This is a genomic window from Taklimakanibacter deserti, from assembly GCA_003574785.1.
The window spans coordinates 12,813-35,289 of the sequence record QORU01000011.1 but is presented as its reverse complement, the minus strand read 5'-3'; the positions used below and the strand labels follow the sequence as shown (position 1 = coordinate 35,289).

Annotated in this window: 21 protein-coding genes; 14 read left to right on the top strand and 7 right to left on the bottom strand. The window is 62.1% G+C overall.

Going from position 1 to position 22,477, the window contains the following annotated elements; translation table 11 throughout:
* Positions 1 to 14: 14 nt before the first annotated feature.
* A complete protein-coding gene (locus DS839_RS22530) occupies positions 15 to 644 on the top strand; it encodes a hypothetical protein (protein WP_119272746.1) in 630 nt (209 codons plus the stop codon).
* Here the strand turns inward: DS839_RS22530 and pyk are convergent.
* The gene (pyk, locus tag DS839_RS22525; protein WP_119272745.1) at positions 631 to 2,052 is read right to left on the bottom strand and encodes a pyruvate kinase; all 1,422 of its coding nucleotides are present in this window, start codon (positions 2,050 to 2,052) and stop codon (positions 631 to 633) included. The two genes, DS839_RS22530 and pyk, sit on opposite strands and share 14 nt — an antisense overlap.
* The gene (locus tag DS839_RS22520) at positions 2,049 to 2,465 is read right to left on the bottom strand and encodes a DUF1036 domain-containing protein (protein WP_368911839.1); all 417 of its coding nucleotides are present in this window, start codon (positions 2,463 to 2,465) and stop codon (positions 2,049 to 2,051) included. The genes pyk and DS839_RS22520 overlap by 4 nt, the downstream gene beginning before the upstream one ends.
* A gap of 254 nt (positions 2,466 to 2,719) precedes the next feature.
* Between DS839_RS22520 and DS839_RS22515 the strand changes: the two genes are divergently transcribed.
* The 5 genes from DS839_RS22515 to DS839_RS22500 all read left to right on the top strand — a co-directional run bounded on the left by DS839_RS22515 (position 2,720) and on the right by DS839_RS22500 (position 4,714).
* Positions 2,720 to 3,424: an N-formylglutamate amidohydrolase gene (locus tag DS839_RS22515; protein ID WP_368911838.1), complete on the top strand. Its 705-nt coding sequence runs from the start codon at positions 2,720 to 2,722 to the stop codon at positions 3,422 to 3,424.
* A complete protein-coding gene (locus DS839_RS22510; RefSeq protein WP_119272742.1) occupies positions 3,421 to 3,720 on the top strand; it encodes a DUF1244 domain-containing protein in 300 nt (99 codons plus the stop codon). The genes DS839_RS22515 and DS839_RS22510 overlap by 4 nt, the downstream gene beginning before the upstream one ends.
* A 17-nt stretch (positions 3,721 to 3,737) precedes the next feature.
* Positions 3,738 to 4,001, top strand: coding sequence for a DUF2312 domain-containing protein (locus DS839_RS22505; RefSeq protein WP_119272741.1), 264 nt, complete (start codon positions 3,738 to 3,740; stop codon positions 3,999 to 4,001).
* 317 nt (positions 4,002 to 4,318) lie between these two features.
* Positions 4,319 to 4,441 (top strand): hypothetical protein, encoded by a 123-nt coding sequence (locus tag DS839_RS36990; protein WP_368911837.1) that lies wholly within the window; start codon positions 4,319 to 4,321, stop codon positions 4,439 to 4,441.
* Positions 4,442 to 4,540: 99 nt separating this feature from the next.
* Positions 4,541 to 4,714 (top strand): hypothetical protein, encoded by a 174-nt coding sequence (locus DS839_RS22500; RefSeq protein ID WP_162918730.1) that lies wholly within the window; start codon positions 4,541 to 4,543, stop codon positions 4,712 to 4,714.
* Positions 4,715 to 5,041: 327 nt separating this feature from the next.
* On the opposite strand, the gene DS839_RS22495 is transcribed toward DS839_RS22500, so the two are convergent.
* Positions 5,042 to 6,448 carry a peptidoglycan L,D-endopeptidase MepK gene (locus DS839_RS22495; protein WP_162918729.1) on the bottom strand — a complete coding sequence of 469 codons (1,407 nt, stop codon included), beginning with the start codon at positions 6,446 to 6,448 and terminating at the stop codon, positions 5,042 to 5,044.
* A 450-nt stretch (positions 6,449 to 6,898) separates the two neighbouring features.
* Here DS839_RS22495 and DS839_RS22490 point away from each other — a divergent pair, with 450 nt between their 5' ends.
* Entirely contained in the window at positions 6,899 to 7,729 is an 831-nt protein-coding gene (locus tag DS839_RS22490; RefSeq protein WP_162918728.1) for a cupin domain-containing protein, read from the top strand.
* 15 nt (positions 7,730 to 7,744) lie between these two features.
* On the opposite strand, the gene DS839_RS22485 is transcribed toward DS839_RS22490, so the two are convergent.
* Together DS839_RS22485 and DS839_RS22480 are read right to left on the bottom strand one after the other, a co-directional pair.
* Complete coding sequence (locus tag DS839_RS22485) at positions 7,745 to 9,628, bottom strand: L,D-transpeptidase family protein (protein WP_119272737.1); 1,884 nt, start codon at positions 9,626 to 9,628, stop codon at positions 7,745 to 7,747.
* A 135-nt stretch (positions 9,629 to 9,763) separates the two neighbouring features.
* Positions 9,764 to 11,263 (bottom strand): sigma-54-dependent transcriptional regulator, encoded by a 1,500-nt coding sequence (locus tag DS839_RS22480; RefSeq protein ID WP_119272736.1) that lies wholly within the window; start codon positions 11,261 to 11,263, stop codon positions 9,764 to 9,766.
* Between the two features lie 244 nt (positions 11,264 to 11,507).
* Here DS839_RS22480 and DS839_RS22475 point away from each other — a divergent pair, with 244 nt between their 5' ends.
* Positions 11,508 to 13,334, top strand: a complete 1,827-nt coding sequence (locus tag DS839_RS22475) for a M3 family oligoendopeptidase (protein WP_368911836.1) — start codon at positions 11,508 to 11,510, stop codon at positions 13,332 to 13,334.
* Positions 13,335 to 13,381: 47 nt separating this feature from the next.
* Complete coding sequence (locus DS839_RS22470; protein WP_119272734.1) at positions 13,382 to 14,752, top strand: ABC1 kinase family protein; 1,371 nt, start codon at positions 13,382 to 13,384, stop codon at positions 14,750 to 14,752.
* Here the strand turns inward: DS839_RS22470 and DS839_RS22465 are convergent.
* Positions 14,727 to 17,693: a CHAT domain-containing tetratricopeptide repeat protein gene (locus tag DS839_RS22465; protein ID WP_119272733.1), complete on the bottom strand. Its 2,967-nt coding sequence runs from the start codon at positions 17,691 to 17,693 to the stop codon at positions 14,727 to 14,729. The genes DS839_RS22470 and DS839_RS22465 overlap by 26 nt on opposite strands.
* 165 nt (positions 17,694 to 17,858) lie before the next feature.
* Between DS839_RS22465 and DS839_RS22460 the strand changes: the two genes are divergently transcribed.
* The 5 genes from DS839_RS22460 to DS839_RS22440 are packed head-to-tail and all read left to right on the top strand — an operon-like array spanning position 17,859 to position 21,662.
* Positions 17,859 to 18,146 (top strand): aa3-type cytochrome c oxidase subunit IV, encoded by a 288-nt coding sequence (locus DS839_RS22460; RefSeq protein ID WP_119272732.1) that lies wholly within the window; start codon positions 17,859 to 17,861, stop codon positions 18,144 to 18,146.
* Positions 18,147 to 18,158: 12 nt separating this feature from the next.
* Entirely contained in the window at positions 18,159 to 19,271 is a 1,113-nt protein-coding gene (locus tag DS839_RS22455) for a Re/Si-specific NAD(P)(+) transhydrogenase subunit alpha (RefSeq protein WP_119272731.1), read from the top strand.
* 10 nt (positions 19,272 to 19,281) lie between these two features.
* Entirely contained in the window at positions 19,282 to 19,590 is a 309-nt protein-coding gene (locus DS839_RS22450) for a proton-translocating transhydrogenase family protein (RefSeq protein WP_119272730.1), read from the top strand.
* Positions 19,591 to 19,594: 4 nt separating this feature from the next.
* Entirely contained in the window at positions 19,595 to 20,989 is a 1,395-nt protein-coding gene (locus tag DS839_RS22445) for an NAD(P)(+) transhydrogenase (Re/Si-specific) subunit beta (protein WP_119272729.1), read from the top strand.
* A gap of 4 nt (positions 20,990 to 20,993) precedes the next feature.
* On the top strand, positions 20,994 to 21,662 hold the full coding sequence (locus tag DS839_RS22440; RefSeq protein ID WP_119272728.1) for a phytanoyl-CoA dioxygenase family protein: 669 nt from the start codon (positions 20,994 to 20,996) through the stop codon (positions 21,660 to 21,662).
* A gap of 5 nt (positions 21,663 to 21,667) precedes the next feature.
* Here DS839_RS22440 and DS839_RS22435 read toward each other — a convergent pair whose 3' ends face one another.
* Positions 21,668 to 22,405 (bottom strand): hypothetical protein, encoded by a 738-nt coding sequence (locus DS839_RS22435; protein WP_119272727.1) that lies wholly within the window; start codon positions 22,403 to 22,405, stop codon positions 21,668 to 21,670.
* Between the last annotated feature and the right edge of the window lie 72 nt (positions 22,406 to 22,477).

Sequence of the window (22,477 nt, the reverse complement as noted above, 5' to 3'; positions counted from 1 at the left end):
ACAACATAACGCGCGTGGTTGCAAAGATCGGCGATCGCCGGGTCAGCCCGGCGCTAGGCGCCATTCTCTTTCTCGGTGATCAAGAGAAACTGGTTGATGGCGTATTTTCCCCAATTCCGGGGACTGGGATGCGCCGCCACTACGGTGATGTAACGACGTCAGGCACCGCTTTGATGAGCGACGCGCATGGACATCTCTTCTCGTATGACGGACGAACCGTCGAACAGCTTGACGGGCCCGCCATCGCGCCTTTCGGCTGGGGCTGGATGAACCGTCCCATCGAGAGCGAGCGTACTTTTGTTGACGGCGGCGGCCGGCTCTATGAAATTCGTGGAACGCGTCATGGCGAACTTGCGCTGTTCGAGCTCGTTCCCGAAGACAGATCCGATCCCGGTTGGTTCCATGCCGTGACGATGCCGAACGGCACGCCAGCGATTGTCAGGAGACACGGTATTTACGAGATCGTCGCAGACAAACTGCGGCCGATCTGGTCACCACCTCAGGGGCAGTATGTCGTGGGGCCGGCTCGAGCCAATCGGCTGACTGACGGCGGGCTTGTCGTCACCGTTGGAGATGAAGAGTTGAGAACAACGAACTGGCATCTTGCGCCTTGCACTACGGCAAGGGATCTCAATCGCGGCTGAGATAGGCGATGCGCAGCATGTTGGTGGCGCCGGGCGTGCCGAGCGGGACGCCGGCGGTGATGATGATGCGCTCGCCCGGATCGGCGAAGCCTTCGGCCTGCGCGATGTTGCAGGCGCGCGAGACCATGTCGTCGAGATCATGCGCATCGTCGGTCAAGACGCAATGCAGGCCCCAGACCAGAGCCAGGCGGCGGCTCGTCGCGGTGATGGGCGACAGCGCGATGATCGGCACGTCGGGCCGCTCGCGCGAGACGCGAATGCCGGTCGAGCCCGAAGCGGTGTAGCAGACGATGGCCGCGAGATTGAGCGTCTCGGCGACCTGGCGGGCGGCGGCCGAGATCGCATCGGCGCTCGTGGGCTCCGGCTCGCTTCTCTGCGCGGTGATGATGCCGCGATAAAAGGCGTCGTTCTCGACCGACTGGGCGATCGCGTCCATAGTGGCCACCGCCTTGTCGGGCCATTTGCCGGTGGCGCTTTCGGCCGACAGCATGATGGCATCGGCCCCCTCATAGACGGCGGTGGCGACGTCGGAAACCTCAGCCCGCGTCGGCACCGGCTCGACGATCATGGATTCCAGCATCTGGGTGGCGACGACGACGGGTCGTCCGGCGCGCCTTGCGGCGCGGGTGATCTGCTTCTGGCGCGCCGGCACGGTCTCGAGCGGCAGTTCGACGCCGAGATCGCCGCGGGCCACCATGATGCCGTCCGAAATCTCGAGGATTTCCTGCAGCGCATTGAGCGCCGAGGGCTTCTCGATCTTGGCCATGACGCCGGCACGCCCGGCGATGAGCTTGCGGGCCTCGGCGACATCGTCCGGGCGCTGCACGAAGGAAAGCGCAATCCAGTCGACGCCGATATGGGCGGCCAAATCGAGATCGGCGCGATCCTTCTCGGTCAAGGCCGGGATAGGCAGGATCGTGTCCGGCAAATTGAGGCCCTTCTTGTCCGACAGGACGCCGCCGAAGACCACGGTCGTGACCAGGCGGTCGGGCTTCACATCGGTGATCTCGACCCTGAGACGCCCGTCATTGACGAGCAGGCTGTCGCCCGGCTTGACGGCGGAAAAGATCTCCGGATGGCCGAGATAGACGCGGGCTTCATCGCCAGGCGCCGGGTCGGTGTCGAAAGTGAAGATCTGGCCGGCCTTGATGCGCGCTTCGCCGTCCTTGAAGGTGCCGATGCGCAATTTCGGTCCCTGAAGATCGGCCAGTATGCCGATCGGCCGGTTGAGCTTGGCTTCCACCTGGCGGATCGCGCCATGCAGCTCCTCGAGCAGCTTGTGCGAGGTATGGCTCATGTTGATGCGGAACACGTCCGCACCCGCCAGGAACAGCTTTTCGATCATCTCCGGGCTGGAGGAGGCAGGCCCGAGCGTGGCGATGACCTTGACGCTGCGATTGCGTCTCACTGGGGTTGATTACCGGTCGCGGTCTTTTCACCTGAAAGCGAAATCGTCCAGTCGACTTCCTCTTTGGTGTCGACCTCGAAGAAACCGGTTTTCTGATAGCCGCGTTCGGGGCAGTTGCCGATGCCGCGGATGGTGAAGATCTTGTCCCTGGTGCACATCATCGACTTGCCGCCCCATGAACCGCCTTTGTCATAGTCGACGGCGAAAATATAGTAATAGCGGGCGATGAGCGGGCCCTTGAGCAAGGTCTCGCAGTTATTGGCGCCGATATTCCACCAGCCTTCGGAGGCCCAGCCTTCCTTGTCCTTATAGCCAAGCGCCACGCCCACACGGCTCTCCGTCTTGTTGCACAGCTTGAGATCGGCCTTGGCGCCTTGGGTCATGAAGGCCAAAGCCAGAAACGCGGCAGCCATTGTTGCCGACCATTGTGACATTCGTCCCGTGGCCTCCAGAGATACTATCGAATCGATCATAACATTCCCTGTCAATGAACAGGCGTCAACCGCCGGCAGGCCTCCAGGCGCACCCGCGTTGTGCCACAACTAGTCCTGCCGTCAAGTTTGGCAAGATGATGACTGGTCATTTCGGACCCCCTATAAGACCCGCAATGTTTGAAACAAGCCTTAATACAAGCCGCGATGAGAGTTTTGCCCGGATTCCCGGAGATTTGAAGCGGGGAATCATCCTCATTGCCGATCACGCCAGAAATTCCTTGCCGGCGGAATACGGGTCGCTCGGCCTGCCGCTCGAGCAATTCGAGCGGCACATCGCCTATGATATCGGGGTCGAGGCGGTGACACGCGGTCTGGCTTTGGCGCTCGGCTGTCCGGCGCTCCTGGCGGCGTTTTCACGACTCCTGATCGATCCCAACCGCGGCGCCGATGATCCGACCCTCATCATGCGGGTCTCGGACGGGGCCGTCATCCCGGGAAACGCCCTGGTTGACGATAAGGAACGGGAGAAGCGCCTCGCCCGGTTCCACCGGCCCTATCACGCCGCCATCAGGGCCGAGATCGACGCCGCCCTGGCTGAAGGCACGGCTCCGCTCCTGGTCTCGATCCACAGCTTCACACCCACTTGGAAAGGCATCTCCCGGCCCTGGCATGTGGGCATCCTGTGGGACCAGGACGACCGTTTCGCGGCCCATCTGCTTGGCGCGCTCCGGGCAAAGGGCGATCTCCATGTCGGCGACAACGAGCCCTATTCGGGCGCGCTCGAAGGCGACACCCTATATACCCATGGGACGCGCCGGGACTTAAGGCACGGCCTCATCGAGATCCGCCAGGACCTGATCGCCCGGCAAACAGGTGTGGATGAATGGATCTCGCGGCTGGCGCCGATCCTCGAAGCGTTTATGAAAGGTGGTTCATGATGATCGACCAGAAGACCCAGACCGAGCTCGAAGCGGCGGTTTTCCGCCGCCTTGTCGAGCATTTGCGCCAGCGCACCGATGTTCAGAACATCGACCTGATGAACCTGGCCGGCTTCTGCCGCAATTGCCTGTCCAACTGGTATGAGGAAGCCGCCAAGGCCAAGGGTCTCGCGATCGCGCGCGAGGATGCGCGCACCCATGTCTATGGCATGCCCTATGCCGACTGGAAGGCCAAATATCAGCGCGAAGCAAGCCCGGTCCAGGAAGCCCAATTCAAATCCACCCACAAGCACTAGCCAGGACCGAACCCGCCATGGATACCAAGACCAGTTTCGCCCAAGGCCAGCTCAAGAGCCTCGTCGAGCGCATCGAAAGGTTGGAAGAGGAGAAGAAGGTCATCGCGGGTGACATCAAGGAGATCTATGCCGAGGCCAAGGCCAATGGCTTCGACACCAAAATCCTGCGCAAGGTCATTGCCATCCGCAAGAAGGACCGGCATGAGCGCGAGGAAGAGGAGGCGATACTCGATCTCTATCTGAATGCGCTGGGCATGCTGCCGGCGGAAGAAGCGGCCTGAGATAGGCTTTGCACAAGCGCCGACCGGTGGCGCGGAGCTGAACGAAAGTCTCCCGGTTCGCTTGGCGCGCCGAAGTGAAAAATCACGAACCGTTTTTCGGACGATACCGGCGCGCAACGAAAGACATTGAATGCCGGCTGACGCTCAGCGGAGCGAAAGTCGGGCGCGCCTCCGCCGAGGGAGAAATTCCCGATGCCGGCCGTTCGTCAGATTCCTGAAAAAAATTGTGGATAGGTGTGAATCGCCGGGAACCAGTCCGGTATTTGCGCATTGTTGGCGAGTGGAAATCCGAGGGCCCGACCATGAGAGAGCATCCGTTGAGCCGACCCACCTTCGAAAAAGCCGAATTCCTTGAAATGCTGTTGCGGATGACCGGCGGCGGCCTGACCGTAGGCCTCCTGATCGTGTTGCCGGCGCTCAAGATCCTCGGTCTGGCGTGAGCGAGCGTCCGGGCGACGGATGAGGTCAACCTCAGTCCGATGACCCCCTCCGGAAACAAGAGCCGCCCAGACAGCCAGGCGATGGACAGGCGCGCGCGATTGATCTTGACGCGAGCGAAAGAGCTGCTTGTCCGTGACGATCCGACCGCAGGCTGGGTCGAAATTCCCGACGGCCATGACACCAGGACGATCGAGCGGCAGGCGGCCTGTCTGTCACTCGCCGAGCACCAACTCCTCGCGGAGCAGCGGATCGAGAGCGTGGACCAGAGCTGATCCAGAACTGATCATCCGTAGTCTGATTATATGACAGAATCAACCGCTCGCCCCATCTTGCTCCTGCCGCACCCTTTCTTCGATCAGAACGAAATGCCTGAATTAAAAGGGCTTTTTCTGTTGTAGAAAAACCACAGAGGGGAGGAAATCCGCCGCTTCCGACAGGCTTGCGATTGATCTTCGGACGGCCCCCGGTTATCTCGCGGCCACCTGTCCTGGTCCCAGCCCGGGGCAGTCGGCCGGAGGGCGGGCAGTGCAAGCTCAACGCCTCTCCCGAAAGCAGGTGCTCATCCGCTCTCCGGCTCCCAAATAGGAACGGGCGGCCGATCAGTTGCTGTCGGTGACGTCTTCGATGAACTGGCCGAGCGACTGGCGCTTCTTCTGCATCGCGACCGGTTCGTTCGTGAGCATGCTGCCCTTGGTCGACCGATTGACCTCGAGGAGATCACCCTTGCCGCTCGACACGCTCTGCAGCGCGGGCATCTTCGGCGGGAGCGCGGCATTGGCCTGGGCGACCATCAAGGTGCTCGACGAGGACAATTGCGGGGCGGCCATCTCGGCGATCGTCTCGCTGTCGTCCGGCACCACTTCCTGCGGCGCACCGTCACGGCGGATGGCCTGCTCAGGGCTGAAGGTCAGTTGCTTCGGCCACCAGAAGAGATCGTCATTGGCGGCCGAGGCCGTGCTCAACGGTTTGATCAGCGGGACATTGTCAGCCGTCCCGTCACGCAGCGAATCGGCGAAGCTGCCCTTGGCGGAGACATTTGCCGTTTGCGTCACGTCCGGCTCCTCGGCCATCGATTCGGCGCCGGCGATGACGCCCAGCGACTCGGAATCGAAACGCGACTTGAAGTTCGTCTGGACATCGGCCGGCGGTGCGGCGGCAGGGGAGATCTGCATGTTGGCGGCCGCCATCATGAGCACTTCGATCGGCTTGGGCCTGGGCAGCGGGACCGGATATTCGTCGACCACCTCGACGGGCCTCTGCGCCGGCTTCACCCGCGGGGTCGGCGCCGGTTTCGTTTCCACCTGGGCTGTGGTCTCAGCCGCCGTCTCCTCGGCGTCCTCTTCGTCATAGTCGGTCGAGGCGATGCTGGCGAGTTTCGCGTTCATCGCATTATTGTCGGTCTCGGCCGAAGCCACCAGGATCTGGTCATCGCGATTGATGCGCGCGCCGATCGTCTTGCGGTAGTCGCGGAAAATCCGGGCCATCTGCGATGGTGCAATGCGCGGCCAGGCGCGCACTTTGCCCGAATCGATATGGACGAAGCCGCTGGGGCCTGACGAACGGTAATAGCCAACGCCGCCCACTTGCCGGACAAGCGCGCTGTTGCGCAGCTTTTCGGTCGATATATCAGGGAAATAGAGGTCAATGGCCTTCCCGATCATGTGCTGGCTCTTCTTCGCCACATTGCGCCCGATGCGCTTCAGGAAGGAGTTGGTCTTGGGCGAGCGATAGCCGCAGATGATGTGGATGGGGCGCGTCGAGCCCAAATCGGCATGCAGCTCCCACATGAGGTCGATGGTCTTGGGATCGATGCGGATCACTTCCTTGCGGCGCCAATCGCGCATCAGATAGTTGATCTTCTCGAGAGCGGAGGGGATGTAGCGGCCATCCACCTTGTAGGTGATGGTGAGGCTTTCCTTGGTGTGAACGTGATAGAGCGAGAGGGTGCGGGTTTCACCGCCGGCGGAGGCATCGTGACCGAACCCGAACCACAGGCCGGCCGTCAAGGCGCCAGCCAAAGCCGTGGAGAGGGCGATCCGCTTCGCGCGCGAGGCTAATGATGCGTGGTGTCCGTTTTCAGCGGCCAGCAAACCCATAACTTACTTTTAGACCGGAACCCCGGTTCCCCTACTATTATCCCGAAACGATGCACCCGTCCGTCCCTGACGGCTTACACCACTTCCATCCTTGCGACAAGAATACGGCCACTCTTAGGCAGCGCCTGTCGAAAGCCATCCTAAATCACCATGATTAACAGGGGCTTAAGTAAAAAATACCTTTCACTCTAGGACAAGCCCCAAGGTCACCTTGTCGACACAGCTGTTGCCAAAAGCCCGATTCCATGCGCCGGAGCCGGTTTTTGCCCCCCCGATTGTCACGTGCAGCGGCAAATGGCATGCTTCTGTCACCGCCAGGTGTCACCCTTGATCGAGAGGGCCAGCCTGTGGGAGGCGTCGATGATAGATCATCATCACATAGATCTGTCTGATGATTTTCCGGTCGATTGCGATGACCCGCTGCTGCGGCAACTCATGAACCGTCGCCGGATGCTCGTCTCCGGCATGCTCGGCGCGTTTTCCGTCTACGCTCTTGTGCATGAAGCGCGGGCCGCCGCTCCAGCCCTCGACAGCCGTCTTCCGGCTCGGCAATGGATCGACCGCCAGGAGGAGCTGGCGCAGGGCCTGCGTTCCGGCGCTGTTTCAGAAAAGAGTTGGCACGATGAAGTCAATCGGCTTGCGAAAGAGGTCGATATCGCCTCTCTGGTTGCCGAGATCAGGCGGGCGCGCGTGAAGCCGGCCGGCCAGCGCTTCATGGGGGATCCCATCAAACGGAAAATCCGTTTCAGGGACGAGAACGGGATGCCCATGAAACTTGCCTACACCGCTGCGACTTTCACGTTCGATCCATCGCACGTCATTACCCCGCATGGCCATAAGCATATGGCGAGCGCGCATATGGTGATCGACGGGAAGGTCCGTGTCAGAACCTTCGACCGCGTGGGCGAGAAGGATGGTGCTCTGATCATCCGACCGACGGGCGATCACGTTACTGGTCCCGGGGGCGCCGCCCCGATGACGACGGCAATAGACAACATCCACTGGTTCACGCCGGAAACTCAGAGTGCCACGACATTTGACGTCATCATTTCCAATCTCGATCCGGGACAGGACGCCTTCCTCATTCAGCCGGTCGACCCGCTCGGCGGAGAGAAACAGAAGGATGGAACCATCATCGCGCCCCTCATGAGCTTCGAGGCGTCGATGGACCAGTATCCGTCCACCAAGTAGCGCAAGCGATCCAGATTATCTCGCCGCCACGGCGGTTGCCGAAATCGCCGTTTCCATGCGCTGATCGCGGCCATAGACGTCGTCATAATAGACGATCTTGCCATTCTCATCGGGCCAGGCGGTGAAGTAGGTGATGTGGACCTTGATGTCGCCCCTGACCTTGGCGCTCTGGCTCCTGCCGCTGTCGATGCGCTTGGCCACTTCCTCGGAACTCAAGCCGAGCAATGTTTCAGCGAAAATGCGTGGATTTTCGACGCGCACGCAGCCATGGCTGAAGGCCCTGGCCGAGCGCGCGAAAAGCGAGCGCGCCGGCGTGTCGTGGAAATAGATGCTGTGCGAGTTGGGGAACAGGAATTTGATCTCGCCGAGCGCGTTGTCGTCGCTCGGCGGCTGCTGGATGGAATAGGGCACGCCCTTGCTGTAGGCCGACCAGTTGACCGAGCTTGAGCGCACGATCTGACCGTTCCTGCTGACCACACGATAGCCCAGCCGGTCGAGATAGGAGGGGTCGCGCCTGAGGATGGGCAGCATTTCCTTGCGGATGATCGACGGCGGCACGCCCCAGGACGGGTTGAAGACCACCGTTTCCATCCGGTCGTGGAAAGCGACCGTCTGGGTGAGCGGCTTGCCGATGATGACCTTGGTGCGCCAGACCTCGCGGCCGCCGGCGACGACCTCGAGCTGATAGGCGGCCTGATTCACAAAGACATATTTGCTGCCGAGATCCTTCGGCAGCCAGCGCAGCCTCTCGATATTGTAGACGAGCTTGGCTACGTTGCGCTCCTCGGTGCGGTCATTGAGGGCTTTGACGGTCGCCTGGTCGAGACCGCCCCAAGCCTTGAGCTGGGCCTCGTCCTGGAAGGCCTTGAGCGCTTCCGACATTTGCGGATCGAGGAGCGGGCCCGTGTCCCCGCTCGCCGACGGCTCGGCCGTGAGATAGCCCAGCCTTTCGAGATGATGGCGAACCAGCGAGAGCCGATCATCGGCATCGCCGGGCTTCACCCTTTTGCCGGGCGGGATCGCCTCGCTCTCGGCGACATGCAAAAGCGCGCGCTTCTTGGCGAGCTCCGCCTTGAACAATTCGAGAGCGGGATGCTTGGGCTCGAGGCTCTTCAGATATTCGAGCGGGAAGGGCGACCAGGCGAGGACCTTGGCGGCGGCGGCCGGATTCACCGGGTCGGGCGTGATGTCGTTGTATTTCGTCAGGCGATTGGGAACGAGGCGGCCGCCCGAGATATGGCGGGCATATTTCAGCGTCATGGCGGTAAGGCCAAGATCGAGACGGGCGAGATGAATCATGTCGTCCTTGAAGACCTCAGGGCCGTCGGTGAACGAGCCGAGCACCGGCGGCAGATAATCGGAGGGCTCCAGGGCCTCATCCGCGCTCTTCGCCAGCACTGCCAGGACGTCCCGGCCGCGCCGGTCGAGGCCGTCGGCCGACGTCCATAAGGGCTTGAAGCCGCTCGTGCGGTAAACGTCCAGAATAGCTGCCTTTTCGTCTGGCGTGACGCGCAGCGTCGTGTCCTTGTTCAGCAATTCCCGATAGATGGCCGCCGGCAGCGGTTCCTGAGGCAGGGCTTCGGCCAAGCTGTCGACCTGCAAGGTCTGCAGCTTTTCGGCCCGATAGACCAGCGGCGCCTCGGGCACGTCCTTTTCGATCGCCGGCGCGTTCTGGATGCGCGGGCCCGGCTGGCGGTAGCGGCGGACTTCCCGGCTGCGCTCCAGCTGACGGCGCTCATAGCGCTTGCGCTTGAAATATTCGAATATCGAGCCGGACCGCTTTGCCGCCGGGTCGTGACGCGGCGCGAACCAGTCAGTTTCCGCCTGCGCCGTGGGGCCCAGCAGAAACAAAGCCAGAACGAGCGCAGAGGTGCCCGCCAATCCCCGCGTCAGCCGCATCGTCGGTCTACTCCCATGGTCACACCATAGCTAACCGCGGCTTCGTGGCATTTCAACGGTACCCGCATCCTTAACGTCACATTAAACTGGGAGTGTAACGTTTTTGCCGCAACTTCCGGCGCAGCTTGGCAAAAATCAGGCCGTCGAGCGTCCATTTTCGGTATCTTCGAGGCCCAGATCGCGCATCTTGCGATAGAGCGTCGATCGGCCGATGCCGAGCTTGCGGGCCACTTCCGACATCTGGCCGCGATAGCGGTGGAGGGCCAGTCGAATCATGTCGGCCTCGATTTCCTCGAGCTTGCGGATGTGGCCGCCATCGGTGACGGCCGGGATTCCGAGCGCCATGCCATCTGAGATGACCGTCCCGCTCGAGCGCGCCGCCGAGCTAGCGGCGGGCGTGGCTTGAGCCTGAGGCTGAGGCGGCAATTCCGGGATCTTCACCTCATAGCCTTCGACCAGCGAGGCGATCTGGGGGAAATCCTGGATTTCGAGACTATCGCCTTCGCAAAGCACGATGGCGCGGAATACGGTGTTCTCGAGCTGGCGGACGTTGCCCGGCCAGCTATAGGCCTGCAGCATGGTGAGCGCCCTGGGGTCTATGCCATGCACCTTTCGCCCTTCCTCGGCGGCGAAGCGGGTGATGAAATGATTGACCAGAGCCGGAATATCGTCCTTGCGCTCCTTGAGCGGCGGCACCATGACCGGGAAGACATTGAGGCGGTAATAGAGGTCCTCGCGGAACTGCCCAGCCTTGACCATCTCGATCATGTTGCGGTTGGTGGCCGAGATCAGCCTGATATTGACCTTCACGGGCTTGCGCGAGCCCACCGGATCGATCTCGCCTTCCTGGATGGCGCGCAGCAGCTTGACTTGCATGTCCAAAGGCAGCTCGGCCACCTCATCGAGGAAGAGCGTGCCGCCGTCGGCCTCCTGGAACTTGCCGATATGCTTGGACGTGGCGCCGGTGAAGGATCCCTTCTCATGGCCGAACAGAATGCTTTCCACCAGGTTTTCCGGGATGGCGCCGCAATTGACGGCGACAAAGGAGCGGCCGCGCCGCTCGCTCTCGCCATGGATGGCACGCGCGATGATCTCCTTGCCGACACCCGACTGGCCCTCGATCAGGATCGGGATGTTGGATTGGGCGCCGCGCCGGCCGAGCCGGATGACGCCCGCCATCGCCGCCGAGGAGGCGATGAGATCCTCGAAGGTAAGGGCGCCGCCGACCTTCTTGTTGAGGCGTTTGACCTCTTCGGTAAGGGCGTTCACCTTCAGGAGATTCTGCACCGAGACGCGCAGGCGCTCGGGCGAGATCGGCTTCACGACGAAGTCGTCGGCGCCGGCACGCATGGCCTTGATGACGGTCTCGATCGATCCTTGCGCGGTCTGCACGATCACCGGGATGTGGCCGCGCACGCCCGCCATGCGCTCGAGGAATTCAAGCCCGTCCATGCCCGGCATCATGAGATCGAGGATGACGAGCTCGATCTGGCCGCCGGATGCGCCGGCCAATATATCGAGGCCCTTGGTTCCGCTTTCGACGCTTGCCGCATCGAAACCGAACCGCTTCATCATCTCTTCCAGTATGCGCCGCTGGGCTGGGTCGTCTTCAACAATAAGGACGCGCGCTGTCATGCTTGACCGATACCACTCAGCTGTTTGGCCGCTCGGGGTGAAAGCTGCCTCAGGCGCGCCGCCCAGCCGCACCGTGGCCTCTCCCCCATTCGCGGCCGACTGTGACAAAGAAGGGTAAAGAGGCAATTAAGGACCTGGCGAGAATGGGGACAGTTTCGTCCCCTGTCCAGCGCCTCGTCAATTGGCCTTACGTCACTGCGGGGCTTTTTCATCCCTTATTGCCGCCAGAGGGGGCATGGGCCATATGAGCACAAACCTCAGACCGGATGCCTTTTCCATGGACACTGCCGCCCTCTCGAAAAAACTCGGTTCCCTTCCCGAATGGAATCTCGCCGATCTCTATGCCGCGCCCGATGATCCGGCCTTCGCCGCCGACATGAAGCGCGGCGAGGAGGAGGCGAGACGCTTCGCCGAAACCTACAAAGGCAAGCTCTCAGGGCTTTCGGGCGAGGATCTGGCGCAAGCCATCAGGGCCTATGAGGCCTTGGGCGATCTTCTCGGCCGCACCGGCTCCTATGCGCAGCTCTATTATGTCGGCAACACGACCGACCCAGCGCGTGCAAAATTCTACGGCGATGTCAGCGCCAAGCAGACCGACATCTCGGCGATCCTGTTGTTCTTCGAGCTCGAGCTCAACAAGATCGCGGATGACGAGCTGGCGCTGAAACTGAAAGTACCGGCGCTGGCGCATTACGGTCCCTGGATCGACAATCTGCGCAAGGAAAAACCCTATCAGCTCGACGACAAGAGCGAGGAGCTGTTCCTGGAGAAATCGCAGACCGGGTATTCGGCCTGGAACCGTCTCTTCGACGAGAGCCTCGCCGAAATGCGTTTCACTGTCGATAGCGAGGAACTGTCGCTCGAGCCGACGCTGACGCTCCTGATGGCGCCTGAAGAGGCCAAGCGCAAGGCCGCAGCGCAAGCGCTGGCGCAGAGCTTCAAGAAGAATCTCAGGCTCTTCACCCACATCACCAACACGCTCGCCAAGGACAAGGAGATCTCGGACCGCTGGCGCGGCTTCAAGGACATCGCCGATGCCCGCCATCTCTCCAACCGGGTCGAGCCTGAAGTCGTGGCCGCCCTCGTCGAAGCGGTGCGCCAGGCCTATCCGCGCCTGTCGCATCGCTATTACCGGATGAAGGCGAAATGGCTCGGCAAGGCGAAGCTCGACCACTGGGACCGCAACGCGCCTTTGCCGCAAGAGGACGCGCGCGAAGTCAAGTGGGACGACGCCAGGACGATCGTGCTCGACGCCTATCGAGGCTTCGCGCCGGAAATGGCCGAGATCGCCGGGCGCTTCTTCGACAAGCGATGGATCGATGCGCCGGTCAGGCCCGGCAAGACCTCAGGCGCCTTCGCGCATCCGACCGTGCCCTCGGCGCATCCCTATGTGCTTCTCAACTATATGGGCAAGACGCGCGACGTGATGACGCTCGCCCATGAGCTGGGTCACGGCGTGCATCAGGTGCTCGCCGCCGATCAGGGCGCGCTCATGGCGCAGACGCCGCTGACGCTCGCCGAGACGGCGTCGGTCTTCGGCGAGATGCTCACCTTCCAGGCGCTGCTCAAGGAGGCCAAGGATCCCAAGAAGCGCAAGGCCATGCTCGCCCAGAAGGTCGAGGACATGCTCAACACGGTGGTGCGCCAGATCGCCTTCTACACCTTCGAGCGCAAGATCCACACCGCGCGCAAGGAAGGCGAGCTCACCGCCGAGCAGATCAATGCGATATGGCTCGAGGTCCAAAGCGAAAGTCTGGGCCCCGGCATCGCCTTTTCGGAAGGCTATGAGACCTTCTGGGTCTATATCTCGCATTTCATCCACGCGCCCTTCTATGTCTATGCCTATGCCTTCGGCGACTGCCTGGTGAATTCGCTTTATGCGCGCTACCGCGAGAGCGCCGAAGGCTTCCAGGAGAAGTACTTCGCCATGCTGAAGGCCGGCGGCAGCAAGCATCACAAGGAGCTGCTGGAACCCTTCGGCCTCGATGCGAGCGATCCGACCTTCTGGCTGAAGGGCCTCAAGGTCATCGAAGGCTTCATCGACGAGCTCGAAGCGATGGAAACCGCATAAAAATCCCCTCTCCCCCGTTGGGGGAGAGGGGAAGCAGTGAGGATCGTGTGGCCGACGACGAGAACAGCCTGACCGGTCGATTGCTGCGCTATGCCAATGTCGGGACCGGCGTCGGCACCGCGGTCGCCCGCATTGCCGCCGGGCGGTTCCTGGGCGCCGAGAAGGGATCGGCGGCGGAGGGGCAGCTCCTTGCCGAGGCGCTGGGCAATCTCAAGGGTCCCTTGATGAAGGTGGCGCAACTTCTCGCCACCATTCCCGATGCGCTGCCGGCCGGCTATGCGGCGGAGCTGGCGCAGCTGCAGTCGCAGGCACCGCCGATGGGCTGGGCCTTCGTGAAAAGACGGATGGCGGCCGAGCTCGGGCCGCAGTGGCGCACGCTCTTCGGCGACTTCACGCATGAAGCCGCGCATGCGGCTTCGCTGGGGCAGGTGCACAAGGCGACGTCGCTCGATGGCCGCCAGCTCGCCTGCAAGCTGCAATATCCCGACATGGATTCGGCCGTCGAGGCCGATCTCCGGCAGCTCAATGTCGTCTTCGCCTTGCATAAGCGCATGGACCCGGTGATCGACACCAGCGAGATCGCCCAGGAGATCGCGGCACGCTTGCGCGAAGAGCTCGACTATGTCCGCGAGGCAAAGCACATCCGGCTCTATTCGGAAATACTGAAGGATCACCCGGGCATCCATGTGCCGGTGGTCGAGCCCGAACTGTCAACGCGCCGGCTCATCACCATGGGCTGGCTCGAAGGCCGCAAGCTGCTCGAATTCAAGGAGCATGATCTCGACACCCGCAATCTCCTGGCGCAGCGTCTGTTCGAGGCCTGGTGGACGCCCTTTTGCGGCCATGGCGTGATCCATGGCGATCCCCATCTCGGCAATTATTCGGCGGCTCTCGATCCGACGGGCCGGCCCAAAGGCCTCAATCTTCTCGATTATGGCTGCATCCGCATCTTCCCGCCGCGTTTCGTCGAAGGCGTCGTCGATCTCTATCGCGGCCTCATGGAAAACGACCGGGCGCGCATCGTCCATGCTTACGAGATCTGGGGCTTCGAGGGCCTCAGCAACGAACTGATCGACATTCTCAATATCTGGGCGCGCTTCATCTACGGCCCCTTGATGGAAGACCGGGTGCGTGCCATCGCCGGCGACGTCTCGCCCGCCGAATATGGCCGCAAGCAGGCTTTCGCCGTGCACAAGGCGTTGAAGGAGAAGGGACCGGTCAAGGTGCCGCGCGAATTCGTGTTCATGGACCGCGCCGCGATCGGCCTCGGCGGGGTGTTCATCCATCTGCGCGCCGAGCTCAACTTCTACCGCCTGTTCAACGAGGCGCTGGAAGGCTTTTCGGTCGACGGCGTCGCGGCGCGGCAAGAGGCGGCGCTCGCAACGGCGGGGCTTACATCCAGTTCCCCATCAGGATGAAGGCAGACCAATAATAGGGATGTGCGGTCGGCACCGCGGCCGTTTCTCCAGAAGCATCATCGATGACCGTCATCGCCCGGCTGGCTTGAAGCGTGGGCTCCGCCTTTCCCCGGATCAACTCGAGTTGGGCGATCCGCAAGGCGCGGGCTTTGTCCAGGCCCTGTTTGATGAGCCCGTCATAGAAATCCGTCATGAGCACGGCGGTCGAGTCGTCCGCGATCTGCCAGAGCGTCGACAGGACCGCCGAGGCGCCCTTGGCTTGCGCAAGCATGCCGAAGCTTTCGATTTCCTCGCCTTCCGCTCCGCCTCCCAGCGCCGTCTCGCAAGCCGAGAGCGTAATAAGATCAGTACCGCGGAAACGATACTGTCGTTGCGTGCGCAGCTGTTTCAGAGTGAGGCCGTCGCCATTTCCAAGAAGCAGGTAAGAATTGGTTTCGTTGCCGGGACGGAAGCGGAAATGACTGGCGATGTGGAGTATCTGGATTTTCGCCGAGAGGGCCTGGGCCAGGCTCTTTTCGTTGAAGGCGTCATCGAGCTTGGGCTTGCCGCCGACGATATCCAGGACGGCGGTGAGCTCGCGGGCTGCGCCGGGCAACGCTGCGAAACCCGGATGCTCTCGGGTAACGCCGAAACCAGCGCCTTTGATCCTGCCGCGGCGCAGCGGCGTGAATTTCGTCGGATTGGCAGGGTTGTAGAGCGCCGGGGCGAAATCCTCGACGAGATAATGCCGGCCGTCATGAAGCGCCGCAAAGGGAACGTAGCGCAGGAAGCCCGACAGATCGAGGAGGAGGACCGGGACCTCAGCGCCATTGCGCGTCGCTGCAGCATCGAGATCCGGCCGAACCGGCCTGATGAGCTGATCATAGAGTCCCGCCAGCTGCGGGATCGCGTCATCTCCGCGGTTTCTGACAGCATTGACGGCTGCGGACACTTTTCTGGCGAGCTCTGAACGGCTCACCGGCACTTTGCGTTGCACCGTATCTCGCCCAGCCGCGCTTACGAAGAAATACAGTCCGTCTTCGAGACTCATGATCTGCAAGAGCGCGGTGTTGGGGCCCATGGCGCGCAAATCCACCTGGATCTTCTCGGCATAGCGTTGTCCGGAATCGAATGCCATCTTGCGCGCCAGAAGATTTTCAGACTCGGCGCGGTCGATGAGACCATGGGCAGATGTGATGAATTCCGCCACGGCTTGATCGCGTTTGACCTTCAGTTCCTGCAGCCGCGCCTTTTGGTCAGGCAAGAGCGTTCCCGTCGTCTCCCTCGCGCCCATCAAGTTGCGCATGTCCGAAGCGATCTTGAGGGCAGGCGCCATGGAGGCCTGCATCTCCGTCCAGAACTTCAGCTCCGCCTCGGTGAGACGAATATTGCCCGGCTCGATTTCCGGATCTTCCGGAGACCGGCCATTTCCCTTCTGAGTGAATTCGTAAAACTCCTGCTGCTTGAGCAGGCTGCCTACAAATTGCGCTTCAGAAAATTGACCGTCCTCCAGCAGTAGCTCTGAGAGGAGGTAATAGGAAGGTTGAAAGCTCTGGCCGAGCGTGGCGCGCAGTTCATCCGAAAGGCTGCTGTTGCGGGCGCGGACTTCCTGATGCGCATTGACGGCTTGTTTGGCGAAGAAGACGGCTGCTGCCCTTTTCCCCTTGGCCTGGAGAGTGCGCGCCAGCATGCGGAAAGTATAACGCTGATTGTCGAGATCGGCGTTTGTCGCACCCGTTTGAATGAGCAGTGCCTCAAGGCCGTAATCGAGAGCGATGTCATAGCGTTTGAGCTTGCGTGACGTGTTGCCGAGGCGGCCGACCATACTGGCGGCTTCGAGGTGATCGGGACCATAGGCATCGAGGATAATCTTGAACGCCTTCTGATAGTTCGTCAGAGCGTTCTCGAACTGTCCGAGATCGTCATCCACATTCCCCAGATTGATGAGCGGGTGCATCATCTCGATGTGGTTGGCGCCGTACTGGCCTTCCAGTATCTCAGCAGCGGCGCGGTATTCTCTGCGGGCGTCGTCATAATGGCGAAGACCCTGATAGGCGAGACCCAATATTCCATGCGCCGCTGCGAGCGTGCGTTGATCGGGTGAGGGGGCTTTGTTGTAGAGCGAGAGAGCGGACTGCGCCGCCTCGATCGCTTCCTGATTGCGCCCCAGAAGATTATAGGCGCGGCTTCTGTTCCTGAGGATGTCGGCGATCCGCATGGACTCAGGGCCACCCAGCTTCAGATAGATGGCTTGGGCTTGATCCAGGGCATTCAACGCTTCGCTGTAGCGTGCCAGACTGATGAGGCTGATGGCCTTGTTCTGGTGGAGGTTGGCCGTCAGCTCGCTGTCATTGCCCATCAGCCGGACGACAAGCTGCAGAGCCTTTTCCGTTGCCGCAAGAGACTCCTCCTGGCGTCCCGCGCCGGCGAGACCGTTGGCAAGATTCATATAGGCGCCGGCGACCTGCGGATGCTTTTGTCTCAGCTTCCGCTCGAAAATCCGGCGTGCCGCTTCATAGGCCACGACGGCCTCTTCGAAACGGCCAAATCTTTCGTAGATGAAGCCGAGTTGCGACTGGATATTGGCTTCGACGAACTCCAATCCTTTTCTCTGCCTCGCGAGGCTCAACGCCGCCACGGCGTGGAGCAAGGCCTGGTCGAGATCGCCCGGCTTGGCTCTTTCCCTAAGCGTAAAGCTCAGCAGATAGAGGGCGTTGGCGTCATTGGCCTGAGCTCCGGGCGTGAACAGCCTGATGGCCATGTCGAGGTCGCGCTTGACCCCGGTGCCGTCCAGATAGGCCTCGCCGAGGGCGATCATCGCTTCCGCATCACCCGCTTCGGCACGCTGCGTGAGGCCGGGGATATCGGGCGGGGGCGATGCGTCCTGGGCTAGAGACAGGGTGCCCGAACCCGTGAGCCACAGGCCAAGTGCAAGCCAGAAGACTGCCGGTCGCCGTCGCATGAGCCGTCCAAAGCGCGGGAAGCGATAGGGATTTTGCCCTGGCTTTGCGGGAATTTGAAGGCGCCTTGAGACTCATCGCCGCGCCGGCCCTCAGTCCTTGCGGCAGGGGAGCCTCTAGGCTAGTTAGGCTCCTTGGATTCTAAGGCTTTCGAGGGGATTTCCGACATGGCGGAGCATACGGTCGACCATCACCTGGACATCGCGGCGCATCGCAGCACCTACGCGAATTTCGTGCGCGGCTCGGTGGCGCTGGGCCTGATTTGCGCCTTCGTCCTCGTCGCTTTGTGCGCCTTCGCCTTCGGCCACACGCTCCACGTGTTCACGGGCTTCGCCGGTCTCATCATCGGCATCATCGCCGTCATGATCGATGCCCGATCGGGATCGCAGCGCTGGCTCCTGTCGGTGGGCGTCCTCGTGCTGTTCGGACTGATCACCGCCATCAGCGTCGGTTAGGGCCTTCGCCATATGAAGATCGCGGTCTCAGCCGAAACTCACCCGGGCGAGAGCCGCGTTGCGGTGACCCCGGACACGATCAAGGCTTTCGTCAAGAAGGGGCTGGAGGTTGCCGTCGAGGCGGGCGCCGGGGCAGGAGCCTTCATATCGGATGACGCCTTCGCCGGGGCCGGCGCCAAGATCGGCAAGGGCGATGCGGCGCTGCACGACGCCGATATCCTTCTCAGTGTCCGAAGGCCCGAGGCCAAAGCCACCCAGGCCCTCAAGAAAGGCGCCGTCGTCGCCGCCATTCTCGACCCCTATGGCGACAGGCCGGGGCTCGAGACGCTGGCCAAGCAAGGGCTCACCCTCTTCGCCATGGAGCTCATGCCGCGCATCACCCGCGCGCAGTCGATGGACGTGCTCTCCTCGCAGGCCAATCTCGCCGGCTACAAGGCGGTGATCGATGCCGCGGGCCAGTTCGGCCGCGCCTTCCCGATGATGATGACGGCGGCGGGCACGGTGCCGCCGGCCAAGGTCTTCATCATGGGCGTCGGCGTCGCCGGCCTCCAGGCCATCGCCACGGCGCGCCGGCTCGGCGCCATCGTGTCGGCGACCGACGTGCGCAAGGCGACGGAAGAGCAGGTCAAGAGCCTCGGCGCCAAATTCGTCTTCGCCGACGTGGCGGATGCGGCGACCGCGGGCGGCTACGCGCGGGAACTGTCAGCGGAAGACAAAGCCAAGCAGGCGGCGCTGATCGCCGAGCACATCAAGACCCAGGACATCGTCATCACCACCGCCCTCATTCCGGGCCGGCCGGCGCCGGTGCTGGTCACGAAGGAAATGGTCGAAACCATGAAGCCGGGCTCGGTGATCGTCGATCTCGCGGTCGAGCGCGGCGGCAATTGCCCGCTGTCGAAGCCGGGCGAGATCGTGACCCATGACGGCGTCACCATCATGGGCAATCTCAATCTCGCCGGAAGGCTCGCCGGCAATGCCTCGCCGCTCTATGCCAGGAACCTGCAGAACTTCCTCGATCCCCTGATCAAGGACGGGGCGCTGAAAATCGACTGGGCGGATGAGATCATCACCGGCACGCTCGTCGCCAAGGACGGCGAGCTGGTGCACAAGATGTTCAAGGCTTGAGGACCTCCCCATGGAACATGCGATCGATCCTTTCGTCTCGCTATTCGCGATCTTCGTGCTGGCGGTCTTCGTCGGCTATTACGTCGTGTGGAACGTGACGCCGGCGCTGCACACGCCTCTGATGTCGGTCACCAATGCGATCTCCTCGGTGATCGTGGTGGGCGCGCTCCTTGCCGTCGGCGCCGGGGCCATTGCCTCGGGCTCGACGCTCGCCATGATCTTCGGCTTCCTCGCGCTCATCCTCGCTTCCGTCAACATCTTCGGCGGCTTCCTCGTCACCCAGCGCATGCTGGCGATGTACAAGAAGAAGGGAAAGTAGGCGCATGTCGGCCTCACTCGCTGCCTTTCTCTATCTGATCGCCGGCGCCTTGTTCATCATGGCCTTGCGCGGCCTGTCGAGCCCCGAATCATCGCGGCAAGGCAATCTCTTCGGCATGATCGGCATGGGGCTCGCGATCGTGACGACGCTGCTCCTCTCGGCACCTTCGAGCGGGCTCGCCTGGCTCCTCATCATCGCCGGCATCGCCATCGGCGGCGCCATCGGCGCCGTCACCGCCAGACGCATCGCCATGACGGCCATGCCGCAGCTCGTCGCCGCCTTCCACTCGCTGGTCGGCCTCGCCGCGGTCTTCGTCGCGGCCGCCGCCTATTATTCGCCGGAAGCCTTCGGCATCGCCACCAATGGCGAGATCCATTCCCAGAGCCGCATCGAGATGGCGCTGGGCGCGGCCATCGGCGCCCTCACCTTCACCGGCTCGATCATCGCCTTCCTCAAGCTCGACGGGCGGATGAGCGGCAAGCCGATCATCCTCCCCGGCCGGCATTACATCAATATCGCGCTAGGCCTCGCGCTCCTGTTCTTCATCTACGGCTTCTTCGCCAGCCAGAGCGCCTTCGATTTCTGGATGATCGTGGTCATCAGCTTCGTGCTGGGCTTCCTGCTCATCGTGCCGATCGGCGGCGCCGACATGCCGGTCGTCATCTCGATGCTCAATTCCTATTCGGGCTGGGCGGCGGCGGGCATCGGCTTCACCCTTGCCAATACCGCGCTCATCATCACCGGGGCACTCGTCGGCTCATCGGGCGCGATCCTCTCCTACATCATGTGCAAGGGCATGAACCGCTCCTTCATCAGCGTCATCCTCGGCGGCTTCGGCGGCGAGACGGCGGCTGCGGCGGGTGGTGCGGAGGCCAGGCCCGTGAAGCAGGGTTCGGCGGATGATGCCGCCTTCGTCATGAAGAATGCGGGCTCGGTCATCATCGTACCGGGCTATGGCATGGCGGTGGCGCAGGCGCAGCATGCGTTGCGCGAGATGGCGGACCACCTCAAGAAGGCTGGCGTCACGGTCAAATACGCCATCCATCCGGTGGCGGGCCGCATGCCGGGCCACATGAACGTGCTCCTCGCCGAGGCCAATGTGCCCTATGACGAGGTGTTCGAGCTCGAGGACATCAATTCCGAGTTCGCGCAGTCCGACGTCGCCTTCGTCATCGGCGCCAATGACGTGACCAATCCAGCCGCCAAGGACGACCCGGCCTCGCCGATCTTCGGCATGCCGGTGCTCGAAGTGTGGAAGGCGAACACGGTGATGTTCATCAAGCGCGGCATGTCGTCGGGCTATGCCGGCATCGACAACGGCCTGTTCTACCGCGACAATACGATGATGCTGTTCGGCGACGCCAAGAAGATGACGGAAGAGATCGTCAAGGCGATGTGAGGCGATGCTCGATTACGAGCGTGATGGCGTAGCGCTCAGCCCCGGGGTCGTCGGCGTCGATATCCTGGAGAAGCTTGCGGAAGAGTTCGATGAGGCGGGCGTGCGCGTGGGCGCGCGTCCCTTTGCTCTGTCGCCTGTCATCAGGCAGCTCGTCATGCCGGAGGGCATCCTCACGCGGAAGGCGAAAGAATGGGCGTGTGCAGATGCGCGCCCGGTGCGGGTGCTGGCCTTCGACAAGCGGCCGGAGGCCAATTGGCATCTGCCCTGGCATCAGGATCGGGTGATCGCGGTCAAGCGCCGCATCGATCTGGCGGACTACGGAAATTGGACGGTCAAGAACGGCCAGCCGCATGTCGAGGCACCCGCGCGCCTGCTCGAGACGATGTTCAACCTGCGCCTTCATATCGACGACTGCGATGCGGAGAATGGCGCATTGAAAGTGATCCGCGGCAGTCATCGCCTCGGAAGGCTGAGCGATGCGCAGGTGCGCGAGGCCGCGGCGCGTGGTCCGGCCATGATCTGCGCCGCGCCGGCGGGCGGCATTCTCGCGATGAAGGCGCTGACGCTCCACGCCAGCGATGCCTCGAAATCACCGCGCCGAAGACGGGTGCTGCATGTCGATTATTGCTTCGGCAAATTGCCGGACGGGCTCGACTGGGCGCTCGATGTATAAGGCCGCTATTGCAGGCCGTATCGGTCTTTGAAGATGGCGAGTGCCTTTTCCACAGGATCGCCGGCGTGGATCTCGGTGGATGTGTGAAGAAACACATTTGCGGCGAGATAAGGTAGTGGATCGTAGCCGGAGTGTTTCTCGAACTCGTGATAGAAGAGCGGGCCAGCGACATTTATTGCGCCGATCGCGCGCACCAGCTCAAATCCCATGCAGAGAGACTGCATTCGGGGCGATGCGTCGCTGTCGATGAAGATCATCGTCTTCTCTATGGTCGAGCGCTTCTGATCGAAGTAGATCGTCGTGCGGCAGGGCGCCGGCCGTGGTGGAAGAAGAAATTTCGATCCGATATGGGCATCAATATGCAGCGCCTTGTCGACCTCGAGGTCGCGCTTGTCGAATTCCACCGGGTCCGTTGCGACATATATCTCGATCTGGGCGGTGTCGGGCTCGGCGCCGCGGGCTCCATAGGCCCCCGGCACGCGGGATCGCAGGTCATCGAGAATGCGCAAAGGATGAGGATCGCAACCGGTAGTCGGGCAGCGAAGATAGATCGCGGGCGGTTGCCGGAATTTTATGAATCCTGAATAGGTCCACGCCGCAGCCGCGTATTTGACGATGAATACCAGCCGCTGCTCGGGGATAAGTGCCCGGATATAGCCTTCGGCATTTGCCTCTGGCGGAGGTTCACCTGAGAGTAGCCCAGCGACACCCGCGAGAATAAGCCAATCGGCAATCGTCGCCATTTTTCGCCCCGGGACCAATCAGGCCCGGGCTAATATGGGAGCAGGGGACGGGGTCTTCCAGCTCCCGACCGG

Bases quoted from the DNA above. Each gene is read 5' to 3' on its own strand.
- DS839_RS22475 (WP_368911836.1), top strand. From the start codon at position 11,508: ATGAGCACAAACCTCAGACCGGATGCCTTTTCCATGGACACTGCCGCC.
- DS839_RS22510 (WP_119272742.1), top strand. From the start codon at position 3,421: ATGATGATCGACCAGAAGACCCAGACCGAGCTCGAAGCGGCGGTTTTC.
- DS839_RS22445 (WP_119272729.1), top strand. From the start codon at position 19,595: ATGTCGGCCTCACTCGCTGCCTTTCTCTATCTGATCGCCGGCGCCTTG.
- DS839_RS22460 (WP_119272732.1), top strand. From the start codon at position 17,859: ATGGCGGAGCATACGGTCGACCATCACCTGGACATCGCGGCGCATCGC.
- DS839_RS22440 (WP_119272728.1), top strand. From the start codon at position 20,994: ATGCTCGATTACGAGCGTGATGGCGTAGCGCTCAGCCCCGGGGTCGTC.
- DS839_RS22480 (WP_119272736.1), bottom strand. From the start codon at position 11,263: ATGACAGCGCGCGTCCTTATTGTTGAAGACGACCCAGCCCAGCGGCGC.
- DS839_RS22520 (WP_368911839.1), bottom strand. From the start codon at position 2,465: ATGGCTGCCGCGTTTCTGGCTTTGGCCTTCATGACCCAAGGCGCCAAG.
- DS839_RS22455 (WP_119272731.1), top strand. From the start codon at position 18,159: ATGAAGATCGCGGTCTCAGCCGAAACTCACCCGGGCGAGAGCCGCGTT.
- DS839_RS22465 (WP_119272733.1), bottom strand. From the start codon at position 17,693: ATGCGACGGCGACCGGCAGTCTTCTGGCTTGCACTTGGCCTGTGGCTC.
- DS839_RS22435 (WP_119272727.1), bottom strand. From the start codon at position 22,405: ATGGCGACGATTGCCGATTGGCTTATTCTCGCGGGTGTCGCTGGGCTA.
- DS839_RS22450 (WP_119272730.1), top strand. From the start codon at position 19,282: ATGGAACATGCGATCGATCCTTTCGTCTCGCTATTCGCGATCTTCGTG.
- DS839_RS22490 (WP_162918728.1), top strand. From the start codon at position 6,899: ATGATAGATCATCATCACATAGATCTGTCTGATGATTTTCCGGTCGAT.
- DS839_RS22505 (WP_119272741.1), top strand. From the start codon at position 3,738: ATGGATACCAAGACCAGTTTCGCCCAAGGCCAGCTCAAGAGCCTCGTC.
- DS839_RS22485 (WP_119272737.1), bottom strand. From the start codon at position 9,628: ATGCGGCTGACGCGGGGATTGGCGGGCACCTCTGCGCTCGTTCTGGCT.